This is a genomic window from Candidatus Nitrosocaldus islandicus (assembly GCF_002906215.1).
Lineage (GTDB): Archaea > Thermoproteota > Nitrososphaeria > Nitrososphaerales > Nitrosocaldaceae > Nitrosocaldus > Nitrosocaldus cavascurensis.
The window spans coordinates 630,836-643,864 of sequence record NZ_CP024014.1; the positions used below are offsets into that span (position 1 = coordinate 630,836).

Here is a 13,029-nt window from a genome sequence, read left to right on the forward strand (position 1 = left end):
AAACCTTCTAAACCCTTAATTCATATCCCTCCTCAAATCCTCAATACTCTTCCATTAGCAAACCCTTCATCATGCCTTCTAAACCCTTACTGCATATCACTTCTGGGGTTGTTAGCCTCTTCCCTTTATAGCATTGAACTTTGCATCGTACTCCTCCAACTTTGCATTAGCCTTTGTCCGTGCTTCAACAAGCATGCTATAGCATCCTCAATCCTACTCAAGGATGATCTTATATCCTCTAACCCTATCGCTCTTGCTACAGCATATCTAGATTCTACATCTTCAGGCAATAACTTCTTCAACTTCTCTCTGCTCTGTATAATGAGAGTAAGCATAAAGTACATTTGACGGAAGATAATAACAATAGCGATAATGTGTATATCTTATACCTATCCTTCCTGTATGAGGAGCAAGATTATAGTTATATGAGCATTGCTAGTATAATCAACAATGGAGGTAACAGTAGTAGATGAAGGTATATTTATAGCCTGCCACAGAATGGCAGATTCTTACTGTTTATAAGCATGGTAGGTAATCCATCATGGTTTTTATAGTGTAAGGTAGAGAGGATATTAAGAAGGTATGGCTAGGTCTAAAAAGAGAAGCAGGAAGAGTAGCATCAGCAGCAGTAGCAGTAAGAAGCAAGGCATAACCTATAAGGATGTTGGTGTTGATACAGCAAAGATAGGGAGGATACACTCAATCATAGGAAGCATGATAGCAGGTACGCATGGCGAGCATGTTATATCTGGCTATGGGCATTACGCTGGGCTAATAAGCATAGATGATGAGAGAGTGCTAGCAATGCACATAGATGGGGTTGGTAGCAAGGTAATAGTTGCTAGCCTAGCAGGGAAGTACTCTACCATAGGCATAGACTGCATAGCGATGAATGCTAACGATGTTGTATGTGTTGGTGCAGAGCCTATAGCATTTGTTGATTATATTGCAGTTAGGAGCCCAGATGCAGATATGATCGAGGAGATAATGAAGGGTCTTGCCCAAGGTGCAAGGGAGGCAAACCTATCCATAGTAGGAGGGGAGTTGGCAGTGCTCCCAGATCTACTTGCTGATGGGTTTGAGATGAGCAAGGGCAAAGGCAAGGCTACTAGGGGTAGAGGCAAGGTAAAGGACAGGATGGATAATAATGCATTCGACCTTGCTGGTGCTGTTATAGGTATAGCAAGGAAGGATGAACTAATCCTTGGTGAGAGCATCAATGCTGGGGATGTTATAGTTGGTATAGCAAGCAATGGATTGCATGCAAATGGGTATACACTTGCAAGGCATGTACTCCTTAGTAGGTATAGGCTTGATGAGAGGATAGATGAACTTGACTCTACTCTAGAGGATGAGTTGCTTAAACCTACAAGGATATACGTTAAACCAATTCTGGATGTGATAAAGAGGATAGATGTTCATGGTATAGCACATATAACTGGAGGGGCATTCAAGAAGCTTACAAGGCTTAACAGCAGTGTAAAGTTTGTACTCGACTCTATGCCAGAGCCTCCAGCAATATTTAGGTTGATAAAGATGCATGCAGGTATAGATGATGCTGAGATGTACTCAACATTCAACATGGGGATAGGGATGTGTGTAGTAGCAGCAAGGGGAGATGAGGATGCTATAATCTCCATATGCAAGAGTCATGATATGGATGCAATGGTTATAGGTAGGGTTGAGGAGGGTAATGGTGTATATATTAACGATGTAAGGATTGCATGATTCATCCCATGCTTAGTTCTAACGTATTTACAACAATAGCAGACTAAAAATTAGAGTAGGGGTAAGAGCGAGTATGAAGGATAACCATCATCATCAAGCATAACAGCATATACCTTCTCCTCTGGCTTAACTATTGATAGGATGTGCACATCATTCTCCTTCACAAGTTTTATATGCACATCTGCAAGCATATTTGCAGCATCTGCAAGTTCTGTCCCGCTCTTAACTGTTATCATCAGCACATCTCTATTATTCCTAATAATCTTTGCGCCATGTACTAAATTATCTTTAACTCGCTCTAGATCTTTCCATATCATATTTGAGTATATGACCATGCTCTTCCCATCCTCCTTCAACTTTATGTAACTATCTATTAGCAATGCAAAGTTCTCCTCAGGATCGTCTGTAAGGTTCATGATCATCCCTTCCTCTATGCTGTTCTTATCATAGGTACTTAACTCCCTGTATGCTGTAGCATACTCCTGCTCTCGTATATGCGATGGGCTTGTGAATACCATAAGCCTACCTAGATCGTGTAATGTGCAGTGAGGCACTATCTTCCTTAGCACTTTAACAAGTGGCTCATCCTGCCCACATATAACCATAGCAGATCTATTGCTCCTTATATTGTTGAGTACAGTGCAGAGCATGATTATCCTTGCATAGTGCATGTTAACATTGCTATCAACCTCAAGCACTACTACACTCCCCTCTCTTATCCCATCTCCTAATGCATTATCCATATCCCTGCTCCCTGTTGATATGTAACCATTCTTGCTTGCCAATGGAGGGAATAGTGATGATACATAGCCTACCCTCTTCCCATCATACACTATAGTAAAGTGCCCTCCCTCTAGTGTATAGATGAACTTGTTCTTCCTTATCGCTACCCCCCTCATCTTATCTATATGCATAGTTCTCACCCATACACCGTTCCTCCTCTCCATATCAAGGGTTATGATCGCATCCACAAGGTATGCAAGAGTATTCATCTCTGGCTCTTCACTTATGAAGACAAGCATGCCATCATTTGCATCTGCAACAGCAAGCATACTCTTCTCCATCTTGAGCCTCTCATCAACGGGTATCTCCTTTGCTAGTGCATCCCAACTATCAAGAACTATGAAGGCTCTCTTACTGCTTATCAGTTTATCAACAACAAGGTTGAGCAGGTTATTTGCAGTACCCAACCTTAGATCTATTCCATCTATCTTGTTCATATCACCATTCTTACCACTAGCAGCAGTATGATCTGGCATGAACTGTAGAGCAGTGCCATCATCAAGTATATCCTCAACCCAAGGCAGTTGCTTCCTCAACTTGTTGTAGGATACCCTGGTTGAGATGTAGAAGCACTTGTACCTATCTCTAACATTCCTCATCAACTCCAATGCCAATGTTGTCTTACCTGCTCCAGGTAATCCTCTTATAAGGAGGGCTACAGGCTCTATATCCATGAATGGCTTGAATATCTGCTCGAATGCATCCCTTACCTTTAACTCCATCATACAGTTATTTTATAGAGCATGGTTAAAATCGGTTGTTGTGTAATTGCAATTAATTACAGGGTTAAAGGCAACCATCCTAAATGAAGAGGGAAGAAGATATCTATGATGGTTGTGTTGATTAGCATCATCTCATCAGCTAGCCTTTACTTCTCATACAACCATCCACGCTTGTAGAAGTAGTAGAGCATGAAGAGTGCGCTTGCTATTGATATCATAACCATGACTATGAATGTTGTGTATTTGCCTAAGAAGAGCCAAGGTTCATCCTCTACTCCTCCAGGAAGGATGACGTTCATACCATAGAATGTACCTATGAGCGTTGCAGGTATGGAGAGTGTGAAGACTATAGTAAGAATAGCAAGTATCTTGTTGGTCTTCTCACTGCTGAGTATAAAGTCTGTATCCTTGTATATATTTATGGTCTCATTTGCAGTATCAAGCACCTCTATAGCCTTTTCAAGGTGATCCTTAACATCGTTCCAGTATGGTGTAAGGTCCATGCCTGAGAACTGCTGAGACTCCCTTGCTACATCTGCTAGTATCCTCCTTAAAGGTAGGATTATCCTTCTAAGCGCAAGTATCTCCCTCCTTATATTGGTTATTGCCTTTATTGCAGATACATTCTCAGCAAATACAAGATCCTCTATATCCTCTATGTTACCTTCTATCTTTATGAGGATGTGGAGCAACTCATCTATTATAGCATCCATTATCTTATGGAGCAAGAATGCTGGGGAGTTGCCCATTATACTTGCCCTATTCCCCCCATCCACCTTGCATGCATTGAAGAGATCTGTTATAGGCTTTATCTCGCCCTTGTGTACGGTTATGAGGAAGTTGAAGCCCATGAAGATTGAGAGTTGGATGTTCTTAGGTACACCATTGCTGTAGAATGGGTAGTGTATAACTATGAATATGCTGTTGGCATACTTGTCAATCTTTGGTACCTGTATCTTTGATAGGCAATCCTCTACATTCAAGGGGTGAAGATTATAGGTATCTGCCAGCGTTGTTAGAGCGCTCCTGTTTGGCTCACTCACATCTATCCACCTAAGCCCATTGTTATCCACAGAATTGATATGCTCTAGCGCATTCATGCTCTTCTCCCAGATAGCATTAGATAACACTTTATATATAATTTTGATAGTACCGAGTTTGCCAACAATTTATACACTTGAATTTGAGAGATGCTCATGCACTATATACCATCTACCATCAAACTTCTTGCATATGATACTGCACCTCACCCTGCTCTTTATAGCCTGACCAGTGAAGCTGTAATCATCAACAACCACGCCCTTATACTCGAGGATGAATGTTGCTAGTGCTACTGAGGAAGATGCATCTAGCATCGTTATCCTTAGATCCTCTATAGAGTAATCGTAATCTGATACATTGGCAAAGAACATCTCCTCATGCAGGCATGCCTCCTCATAATCCATCCTGTGATAGGGAGGGATATCACTGAACTTTGTAAGCATGCTATGATATACCTCCCTTATCGCTGAGAGATCCTTGCTCTTCCCTATGTAGAATGCCCTATGGATTAGATACTCTACTGCTTTTATATCATCTAAACCCTTATCGTTATTGTAACCGTTCATGCCTCTACTCTGCAAGTAAAATATTTATAATTATCATGTACTCTCACCCATACATGCTGTATCATAATAATTACTGTATGATGAGGATGATGATGGTTTGTATGATAGGATTAGGCTTAAATGTAGAACCATCACTACTCTCGATACTTGTAAGAGGGTAGAAGGTAGATCTATATGGTTGAGATGTCTGGCGCAAAGGCACTCATACAGGCTTTAGAGAGGGAGGGTGTAGATGTTGTGTTTGGAATGCCTGGTGGCGCAAACCTCCCAATCTACGATGAGTTATACTCAAGTAGTATAAGACATATACTTGTTAGGCATGAGCAGTCAGCTGCACACATGGCAGATGGCTATGCAAGGATAAAGCGCAAGGCAGGTGTATGCTTTGCTACATCAGGTCCTGGAGCAACCAACCTTGTTACTGGGATAGCAACTGCCTACATGGACTCAAGTCCTATAGTTGCTGTTACAGGGCAAGTACCCAAGGCAATGATTGGTAAGGATGCATTTCAGGAGTGTGATATAGTTGGTATATGCGCATCTATAACAAAGTACTGCTTCCAGCCCATGAATGCTGGAGAGGTGCCAGAGGTTGTAAAGAAGGCATTCTACATAGCAGAGAGTGGTAGACCAGGACCAGTGCTTATAGATGTACCAAAGGATGTACAGCAGGAGAGTGCAGATATGGTATTCCCTGAGATAGTTAAGATAAGAGGCTACTCACCCCATATAGAGCCTGATGTTGCACAGGTTGCAAGTGCAATAGACCTACTACTCAAGGCTGAGAGACCAATTATAATGGCTGGTGGAGGTGTGCACATCTCTGGAGCCTTTGCTGAACTCCAAGCATTGGCAGAGATGCTCATGATACCAGTGGTAACAACATTCAAAGGTAAGGGTGCATTCCCTGAGAACCATCCACTATCCCTTGGTCCAATAGGCATGCATGGGCATGCAGAGGCAAACAAACTTGTTACAGAGGCAGATGTGCTATTGGCAGTAGGCTCAAGGTTCTCAGACCGCTCAGTTGGTAGATTCGATGAGTTTGGTAGGGATATGAAGATAATACACATAGATATAGATCCTGCAGAGATAGGCAAGAACAAGCAAGCTGATATTGGTATAGTTGGTGATGTTAAGGTCTCGCTTAAGATAATGCTCAAGATGCTTACAAACAAGATTATAAGGAAGGGTGAAGGTGAGTGGGAGAACAACCAATGGCTTAAGCATGTTAGGGAGGTTAAGGAGTACTACAGGAGCATGATAAAGGATCATCCAAGGGAGGTTACTGCAATGAAGGCTATAAAGAAGTTGAGGGAACTCCTTCCAGCAGATACCATAGTTACAACAGAGGTTGGGCAGTGCCAGATGTGGACATCATTGCACTTTGATGTTATAACCCCTGGTACATTCTTCAGCTCAACTGGTTTAGGTACCATGGGCTTTGGGTTCCCAGCATCAATAGGTGCAAAGGTTGCAAGGCCTGATGTGCCAGTGGTTGATATCGCTGGAGATGGGAGCTTCAATATGACAGAGAACTCTCTAGCAGTATCGGTCCTAGAGAATATCCCAGTTATAGTATTCCTACTCAACAACTACTCTCTAGGCATGGTTGCTCAATGGCAAAGACTATTCTACAATAGGAGGATGATAGGTGTTGATCTTAAGGGCATGCCTGACTTTGTTAAGGTTGCTGAGGCGTATGGTGCACAGGGGATAAGGGCTGAGAGCATGGATGAACTGGATAAGGCTATAAGGGTAGCGTTGAGGAGTGATGTGACAACAGTTATAGATATACCAATAGATCCTGAGGAGAACGTATTCCCGTTCATGCCTCCAGGCAAGGGGTTGAAGGATACCATAATAGCAGCGTAGCAAGTAAGGAATGAATTAATGAAGGAAGGAATGAATGATTGAATTAAGAAGGAGGATGCATTGCATATGACATGGCGCATCATATCTGCACTGGTTGAGAATAAGCCTGGTGTGCTCTTTAGGGTATCAAACATGTTTAGAGCAAGAGGATTCAACATAGAGTCGCTCTCAGTTGGTCCAACTGAGGCGCAGGATCTCTCAAGGATAACCATAACGATAAACAGTGATGAGCATACTACAGAGCAGTTGGTCAAGCAGCTGAAGAAGATTATAGATGTTGTTGATGTCATAAAGCTCCCTCTAGATAATAGTGTGTACAGGGAATTAGCACTCATAAAGTTGAAGGCTGAGGATCCAACAACTAGGTTAGAGATAATAAATTTAGTAAATGTTTTTAGGGGGAAGGTAGTTGATATAAGCAAGAGATCTATGATGGTGGAGATAACTGGAACTCCAGATAAGATAGATGCATTCAAGGCATTGGTTGAGCACTATGGCATAATACAGTTGGCTAGAACTGGAGTGTGTGCATTGCCAAGAGGTGTAGTATATGAGTAGTGATGTTAGCAATAGCATTAGCAACAGTGATAGTAGTAATAGTGTAGATTATGTAAGGATATACGATACAACGCTCAGGGATGGAGAGCAGACCCCAGGGGTAACATTAACGCCAGAGGATAAACTGCTAATAGCAATACAACTGGATAAGTTGGGAGTAGATGTTATAGAGGCTGGGTTCCCTATAGTATCTCAAGGTGAGAAGGAGGCTGTTAAGATGATAGTAAAGCAAGGGCTGAATAGCGAGATCTCTGTTCTAGCAAGAACTGATAAGAGGGATATAGATGCTGCAATAGACTGTGGTGTTAGATATGTGCATACATTCATAGCAACATCAGACATCCATCTGCAGTACAAGTTGAAGATCTCAAGGGAGGAGGCTATAAGGAAGGCTGTAGATGCTATAGAGTATTGTAAGGCCCATGGCCTCTATGTTGAGTTCTCTGCTGAGGATGCTACTAGGAGTGATAGGGAGTATCTGAAGCAAGTATACAAGGCTGTTGTTGATGCTGGAGCAGACAGGATAGATGTGCCAGATACAGTAGGGTATGCAACACCAAAGTACATACACTCACTCATAACAGAGTTGAGGAGCACTGTTAAAGTGCCTATAAGCATACACTGCCATGATGACTTTGGTCTAGCAGTTGCAAACTCAATAGCAGCTATAGAGGCAGGGGCAGAGTGTGCCCATGTAACCATAAATGGGTTAGGGGAGAGGGCAGGCAATGCCTCGCTTGAGGAGTTTGTCATGGCACTACACTGCCTCTACAACAAGAGGACTAGGATAAACACTAAACTACTGTATGAGACATCAAAGTTGGTAGCAAGCCTAACAGGGATCATAGTGCAGCCAAACAAGGCCATAGTTGGTGAGAATGCATTTGGCCATGAATCTGGCATCCATACCCATGGAGTACTCTCAAACCCATTATGCTATGAGCCTATAAGCCCTGAACTTGTTGGTAGGAAGCGTTGGCTAGAGGCAGGGAAGCATGCTGGTATGCATGGTATAGCAGCCATGCTTGCAGAGTATGGAATAAGGCCAGAGCAGGAGCAGTTGAGGCAGATAGTTGCAAAGGTCAAGGAGTTAGGGGATAAGGGTAAGCAGGTTACAGATGCTGACCTAATAGCAATAGCATCCCAAGTCATGAACCAGCAGAACCTTGTTGAGCATGTAAGGCTTATGGACTTTGTTGTTACTACAGGCATAAATGTTGTGCCTACAGCATCTGTAAGGCTTATAATAGATGGGAAGGAGTACATAGTTGCTGAGACTGGTGTTGGGCCTGTAGATGCTGCTCTAAAAGCTATACAGAAGATAACAGATAGGATAGCAAGCATAAGGCTCAGTGAGTTTAGGCTTGAAGCGATAAGTGGAGGCTCAGATGCACTTGCAGAGGTTAGCGTTAAGGTTGAGGATAGCAATGGCAAGATCTCATCTGCTAGGGCAACTGGAGAGGATATAGTTGTTGCTAGTGTTCAAGCAATGATAAACGGGATAAACAAGATGATGATGAAGAGGACCATAGACAGGGATAGCAACAGAGAGATCCAAGGTTATACTGTCTAGCATATATCATCTGCATATGTACAGGATAGCATTCATAGAGGGGGATGGTATAGGACCTGAGATATCAAGGGCTACTAGAGTTGTACTTGATGCATTGAATGCTAGGCTTGGCATAAAGATGAGGATTATAGATGTTGAGGCAGGGGACTCTGCTCTAGCAAGGTATGGAAGGGCTCTGCCAGAGCATAGCCTTGATACAATAAGGGGTTCTGATGCATGCATAAAGGCTCCTATAGGTGAGAGTGCAGCAGATGTCATAGTCTATTTAAGGAGGGTATTGGACCTCTACGCAAATGTTAGGCCAGCAAAGGCTTATCCAGGGATGAGGGGTTTGAGAGATGGCATAGATCTCATCATAGTTAGAGAGAATACAGAGGATATCTACTCTGGCTTGGAGTATGATATAGGTAGTGACGCAAGTATAGCCATCAAGGTTACAACCAAGAGAGCATGCATGAGGATAGCAGAGTATGCGTTCAAGCTTGCTGAGGCAAGGGATGGTAAGAGGAGCGTTGTTGCTGTACACAAGGCAAACCTACTTAGGAGGACAGATGGTCTATTCGCTAGATGCTGCAGGGAGGTAGCATCTAGGCATCAAAGCATAAGGTTCTCAGAGATGTATGTTGATGCATGTGCCATGAACCTGATAAGGAACCCAGAGGCATTTGATGTTATAGTAACGATGAATATGTATGGAGATATACTCTCAGATGAGGCGGCTCAGGTTGCTGGGAGCCTAGGGATGGCACCATCAGCCAACATTGGCGATACATATGCAATATTCGAGCCAGCACATGGCTCTGCTCCAGATATAGCAGGCAAGGGTATAGCAAACCCATTATCACTAATACTCTCAGCAGGGATGATGTATGAGTGGCTTGCATCAAAGCATAACGATGCAAGATGTGCTGAGGCATCTAAGCTTGTAGAGGTTAGTATACGCAGCGTGCTTAGCAAGGGTATAGCAACACCAGATCTAGGAGGCAGGAGTAGCACTGAGGAGGTAGCAGATGCAATTGTAGAAGAGATAAAGAGAGGATAGGTAGGTTAGGTTTAGGATAGGTTAGGATAGTGGTAGCAGTAGTGGTGGCGATGGTGATGGTTGTATAATAATAATAGTAGTAAGAATGATCTACTAACTATGTATGCTCCATCCACACATGCTATATTGTATGATGGAACAAATACATAAGGGTCCATTTAGCGTTATGATATAAAGTGATGGTTAACCTCTCTACTCTCCACTCTTCTTCCATGATCTGAAGAGGAATACTAGGGGTATTAGCATTGCTACACTTGCTATTATTATTGGCATAAGCACAGTATAGTGTAGAGAGTACTCATAGCCGAAGAGGAAGGGATACGGGAATACCATGAAGAGCCATGCCAATGCTATAAGAGAGAATAGGTAAAGGTTCCTCCTCACAAACACTGCTAATGGGATGGATCTTAGATGCTTGCACTTTATACACTTCCTAGCCTCATCATCTATACAGCCAGAGCATACACTCTTCTTGCAGTACACGCATGTATGCTCAGCGAACCTTGCACCGCATATAGCACAAGGCATAAGTTAATAATGTATAAGTTAATAATAACATTTATGCTATCTGAATGGAAAATATTGTTCTTCACTGCATCTATTCTCATCTAGTGGATCTCTTGCTTGCATACATGCTTGTTTGTTTGTCTGCTTGCTCGCTTGCTTGTGTGATGGCTGACTAGGGTCTCAAGCGTTCAGTATCTCTAGGGTAAAGCACAACCTCTCTAACGTTCTTTACATTGCATATGACCATCATTAGTCTATCAAGCCCTAATCCCCATCCAGCATGGGGAGGCATACCCCATTCAAACACCTTAAGATGATCCCTGAAATCCTCTGGATCCAAGCCTTGCTCCACAAGCCTCTTCCTTAACCTTGATGCATCATGCTGCCTCTTCCCTCCAGATGCAAGTTCCAATGCCCCGTACTGCAGATCGAATGAGTATGAGAACCTTGGATCATCATCCCTCTCATGGATGTAGAATGGCTTAAGGTTGGTTGGCCAATCAACTATGAAGTAGAAGCCCTTCATGCTTTCTCCTAACAGCCTTAATGCATGGTCACCAAGATCATCCCCAACCTCAATGTTCATACCATGCTCCTTCTTCAGCATCTCAACTACTTGTACATAACTCATCCTTGGGAATGGGAGTGATGGTACATCTATGTTTGAGCCTACCAGATCCAACTCCTTGCTACACTTACTCTTTAGTTCCTTGAACACCTCAACTATCAACTCCTCAGCAACCCTCATAACATCATCAGCATCCATGTACGCTGCCTCTACATCAACGCTAACAAACTCGTTGAGATGCCTAGTTGTATGCGACTTCTCTGCCCTGTAGTATGAGGCTATCTCAAATACCCTATCTAGGGCAAGGGTTAACTGCTCCTTGTAGAGCTGTGGACTCTGTGCAAGGTATGCTTGTCTGTTGTTGAAGTAGCTGAACTTGAATAGGTTTGCCCCTCCCTCACTAGCACTCCCTATTATCTTTGGTGTATTCACCTCTATGAAACCCTTCTCTACAAGAACTCTTCTTATTATCTGGAGCGTATGATGCCTCAACTTGAATATCGCTGCTACACTGGGGTTCCTAAGGTCAAGTGCTCTTGCATCAAGCCTTGCATCAAGTGATGCATTCACCCTACCTGTAGGGTCTATGGGCAATGGGTGCTTTGCTATAGAGTACGCTTGAATTGATTCAGCCTTTACCTCAAAAGGGTAGTTAACGGATCTACTCCTTTGTACTCTACCTTTAACCTTAACCGAACTCTGCCTTGTAATCTTTATCCCATTGCTAACAAGCATAGATGGGTCAGCAATTACTTGTATACCCCCAGTCACATCCCTGACTATTATGAAGTTTATTGCACCTAACTCCCTTATATCCTCTATCCATCCTGCTACCTCTACCTCTCTGCCTAGCATTGACTCATCCAGTTGGTTTGCATATATCCTCTCCATGCAGGGATCTACTTCTAGATGTTATTAAGTCATTACTATACTTAGCCTATGTTAATACTATGACTACACTACAAGGTTAGTAATCCATAAGATGGTTGATGCTAGTAGTAGTGTGTATGATAATGATCATTATCATCATTATTATCATCATGCCTATCTTAAGATCTTTATATCAAGGCTAGAGTATTATGGATATGGAGCATGCTATAGAGGTTGTGAACCTAGTAAAGAGTTACTCAGGAAAGAATGTTGTTGATGGCATATCCTTCAACGTTAAGAAGGGAATGATATTTGCATTGCTAGGCCCAAATGGTGCAGGGAAGACAACAACAATAGAGATAGTTGAGTGCATTAGACCATTAACATCTGGGAGCGTTAGGGTTCTAGGATACGATGTAGGGGATAGAAGGGATGAGCAGGAGATAAAGAGGAGGATAGGTATAATGCCACAAGAGTTCAGAGCACTAGATAAGCTTACTGTAAAGGAGAATATAGAACTATTCTCAAGGCTCTACCCTTACCATAGCAGTAGTAGCAAGGATGTGGATGAGGTGATAAGAGAGTTTGGTCTTGAAGAGTATAGCAATGTAAGGTTTGAGAGGCTCTCTGGAGGGATTAGGCAGAGGCTTGGTCTAGCAATAGCTACCATACATGATCCTGAGATACTCTTCCTAGATGAGCCTACAACAGGGCTTGACCCAACATCAAGGAGGCAGGTATGGGCAATGATAAGAGCACTGAAGGACTCTGGCAAGACAGTAGTGTTAACATCACACTACATGGAGGAGGTTGAGTACCTAGCAGATGAGGTAGCAATAATGAACAAGGGTAGGATAGTAGCATCTGGGAGTCCTCAGGATATAGCAAGTAGATATGGTACTGGTAGAAGGCTTACGATCAGAGGATACTCAAGATCAAGGCTTCTAGCATCCCTTGCCAATTCAAGCAATACTCTTGGGGATACCCTTACGCTAAGTATGGATAGATTGGATAGTATGCTTATAGCAGAGATAGTTGATATGGCAATAAAGGATGGGTTGGAGGTACAGTTCAAGAACCCCTCGCTAGAGGATGCATTCCTTAGGCTTGTTGGTAGGATAGATGAGGATGGTAGGCTAATCATCAATGGATAAGTTGTTTTAATGATAATCATATATAATATAGTAGCATGCTAT

Annotated in this window: 12 protein-coding genes; 6 read left to right on the forward strand and 6 right to left on the reverse strand. The window is 42.7% G+C overall.

Going from position 1 to position 13,029, the window contains the following annotated elements:
• Positions 1-125: 125 nt before the first annotated feature.
• Positions 126-335, reverse strand: a complete 210-nt coding sequence (locus tag CRG89_RS03325) for a hypothetical protein (RefSeq protein WP_148695225.1) — start codon at positions 333-335, stop codon at positions 126-128.
• 247 nt (positions 336-582) lie between these two features.
• Between CRG89_RS03325 and CRG89_RS03330 the strand changes: the two genes are divergently transcribed.
• Entirely contained in the window at positions 583-1,728 is a 1,146-nt protein-coding gene (locus tag CRG89_RS03330; RefSeq protein ID WP_103286932.1) for a phosphoribosylformylglycinamidine cyclo-ligase, read from the forward strand.
• A 50-nt stretch (positions 1,729-1,778) separates the two neighbouring features.
• Here CRG89_RS03330 and gvpD read toward each other — a convergent pair whose 3' ends face one another.
• From gvpD to CRG89_RS03345, 3 genes are all read right to left on the reverse strand, one after another.
• On the reverse strand, positions 1,779-3,236 hold the full coding sequence (gvpD, locus tag CRG89_RS03335; protein WP_103286933.1) for a gas vesicle protein GvpD P-loop domain-containing protein: 1,458 nt from the start codon (positions 3,234-3,236) through the stop codon (positions 1,779-1,781).
• A gap of 143 nt (positions 3,237-3,379) precedes the next feature.
• Positions 3,380-4,333, reverse strand: coding sequence for a magnesium transporter CorA family protein (locus CRG89_RS03340; protein ID WP_103287896.1), 954 nt, complete (start codon positions 4,331-4,333; stop codon positions 3,380-3,382).
• 69 nt (positions 4,334-4,402) lie between these two features.
• On the reverse strand, positions 4,403-4,840 hold the full coding sequence (locus tag CRG89_RS03345; protein ID WP_158648692.1) for a YybH family protein: 438 nt from the start codon (positions 4,838-4,840) through the stop codon (positions 4,403-4,405).
• 174 nt (positions 4,841-5,014) lie between these two features.
• Between CRG89_RS03345 and ilvB the strand changes: the two genes are divergently transcribed.
• The 4 genes from ilvB to CRG89_RS03365 all read left to right on the forward strand — a co-directional run bounded on the left by ilvB (position 5,015) and on the right by CRG89_RS03365 (position 9,888).
• Positions 5,015-6,715 carry a biosynthetic-type acetolactate synthase large subunit gene (gene ilvB, locus CRG89_RS03350; RefSeq protein WP_103286935.1) on the forward strand — a complete coding sequence of 567 codons (1,701 nt, stop codon included), beginning with the start codon at positions 5,015-5,017 and terminating at the stop codon, positions 6,713-6,715.
• A 66-nt stretch (positions 6,716-6,781) separates the two neighbouring features.
• Positions 6,782-7,273 carry an acetolactate synthase small subunit gene (gene ilvN, locus CRG89_RS03355; protein ID WP_103286936.1) on the forward strand — a complete coding sequence of 164 codons (492 nt, stop codon included), beginning with the start codon at positions 6,782-6,784 and terminating at the stop codon, positions 7,271-7,273.
• Positions 7,266-8,846, forward strand: coding sequence for a 2-isopropylmalate synthase (locus CRG89_RS03360; RefSeq protein ID WP_103286937.1), 1,581 nt, complete (start codon positions 7,266-7,268; stop codon positions 8,844-8,846). The genes ilvN and CRG89_RS03360 overlap by 8 nt, the downstream gene beginning before the upstream one ends.
• 16 nt (positions 8,847-8,862) lie before the next feature.
• Entirely contained in the window at positions 8,863-9,888 is a 1,026-nt protein-coding gene (locus CRG89_RS03365) for an isocitrate/isopropylmalate dehydrogenase family protein (protein ID WP_103286938.1), read from the forward strand.
• 192 nt (positions 9,889-10,080) lie between these two features.
• Here CRG89_RS03365 and CRG89_RS03370 read toward each other — a convergent pair whose 3' ends face one another.
• Together CRG89_RS03370 and aspS are read right to left on the reverse strand one after the other, a co-directional pair.
• The gene (locus CRG89_RS03370) at positions 10,081-10,416 is read right to left on the reverse strand and encodes a hypothetical protein (RefSeq protein ID WP_103286939.1); all 336 of its coding nucleotides are present in this window, start codon (positions 10,414-10,416) and stop codon (positions 10,081-10,083) included.
• A 151-nt stretch (positions 10,417-10,567) separates the two neighbouring features.
• Entirely contained in the window at positions 10,568-11,854 is a 1,287-nt protein-coding gene (aspS, locus tag CRG89_RS03375; protein ID WP_103286940.1) for an aspartate--tRNA(Asn) ligase, read from the reverse strand.
• A 188-nt stretch (positions 11,855-12,042) separates the two neighbouring features.
• Between aspS and CRG89_RS03380 the strand changes: the two genes are divergently transcribed.
• On the forward strand, positions 12,043-12,987 hold the full coding sequence (locus tag CRG89_RS03380) for an ABC transporter ATP-binding protein (RefSeq protein ID WP_103286941.1): 945 nt from the start codon (positions 12,043-12,045) through the stop codon (positions 12,985-12,987).
• The last annotated feature ends 42 nt before the right edge of the window (positions 12,988-13,029 follow it).

Coding starts and splice junctions, on each gene's coding strand:
- CRG89_RS03325 (WP_148695225.1), bottom strand. CDS start 335: ATGCTTACTCTCATTATACAGAGCAGAGAGAAGTTGAAGAAGTTATTG.
- CRG89_RS03330 (WP_103286932.1), top strand. CDS start 583: ATGGCTAGGTCTAAAAAGAGAAGCAGGAAGAGTAGCATCAGCAGCAGT.
- gvpD (WP_103286933.1), bottom strand. CDS start 3,236: ATGATGGAGTTAAAGGTAAGGGATGCATTCGAGCAGATATTCAAGCCA.
- CRG89_RS03340 (WP_103287896.1), bottom strand. CDS start 4,333: ATGAATGCGCTAGAGCATATCAATTCTGTGGATAACAATGGGCTTAGG.
- CRG89_RS03345 (WP_158648692.1), bottom strand. CDS start 4,840: ATGAACGGTTACAATAACGATAAGGGTTTAGATGATATAAAAGCAGTA.
- ilvB (WP_103286935.1), top strand. CDS start 5,015: ATGGTTGAGATGTCTGGCGCAAAGGCACTCATACAGGCTTTAGAGAGG.
- ilvN (WP_103286936.1), top strand. CDS start 6,782: ATGACATGGCGCATCATATCTGCACTGGTTGAGAATAAGCCTGGTGTG.
- CRG89_RS03360 (WP_103286937.1), top strand. CDS start 7,266: ATGAGTAGTGATGTTAGCAATAGCATTAGCAACAGTGATAGTAGTAAT.
- CRG89_RS03365 (WP_103286938.1), top strand. CDS start 8,863: ATGTACAGGATAGCATTCATAGAGGGGGATGGTATAGGACCTGAGATA.
- CRG89_RS03370 (WP_103286939.1), bottom strand. CDS start 10,416: ATGCCTTGTGCTATATGCGGTGCAAGGTTCGCTGAGCATACATGCGTG.
- aspS (WP_103286940.1), bottom strand. CDS start 11,854: ATGGAGAGGATATATGCAAACCAACTGGATGAGTCAATGCTAGGCAGA.
- CRG89_RS03380 (WP_103286941.1), top strand. CDS start 12,043: ATGGATATGGAGCATGCTATAGAGGTTGTGAACCTAGTAAAGAGTTAC.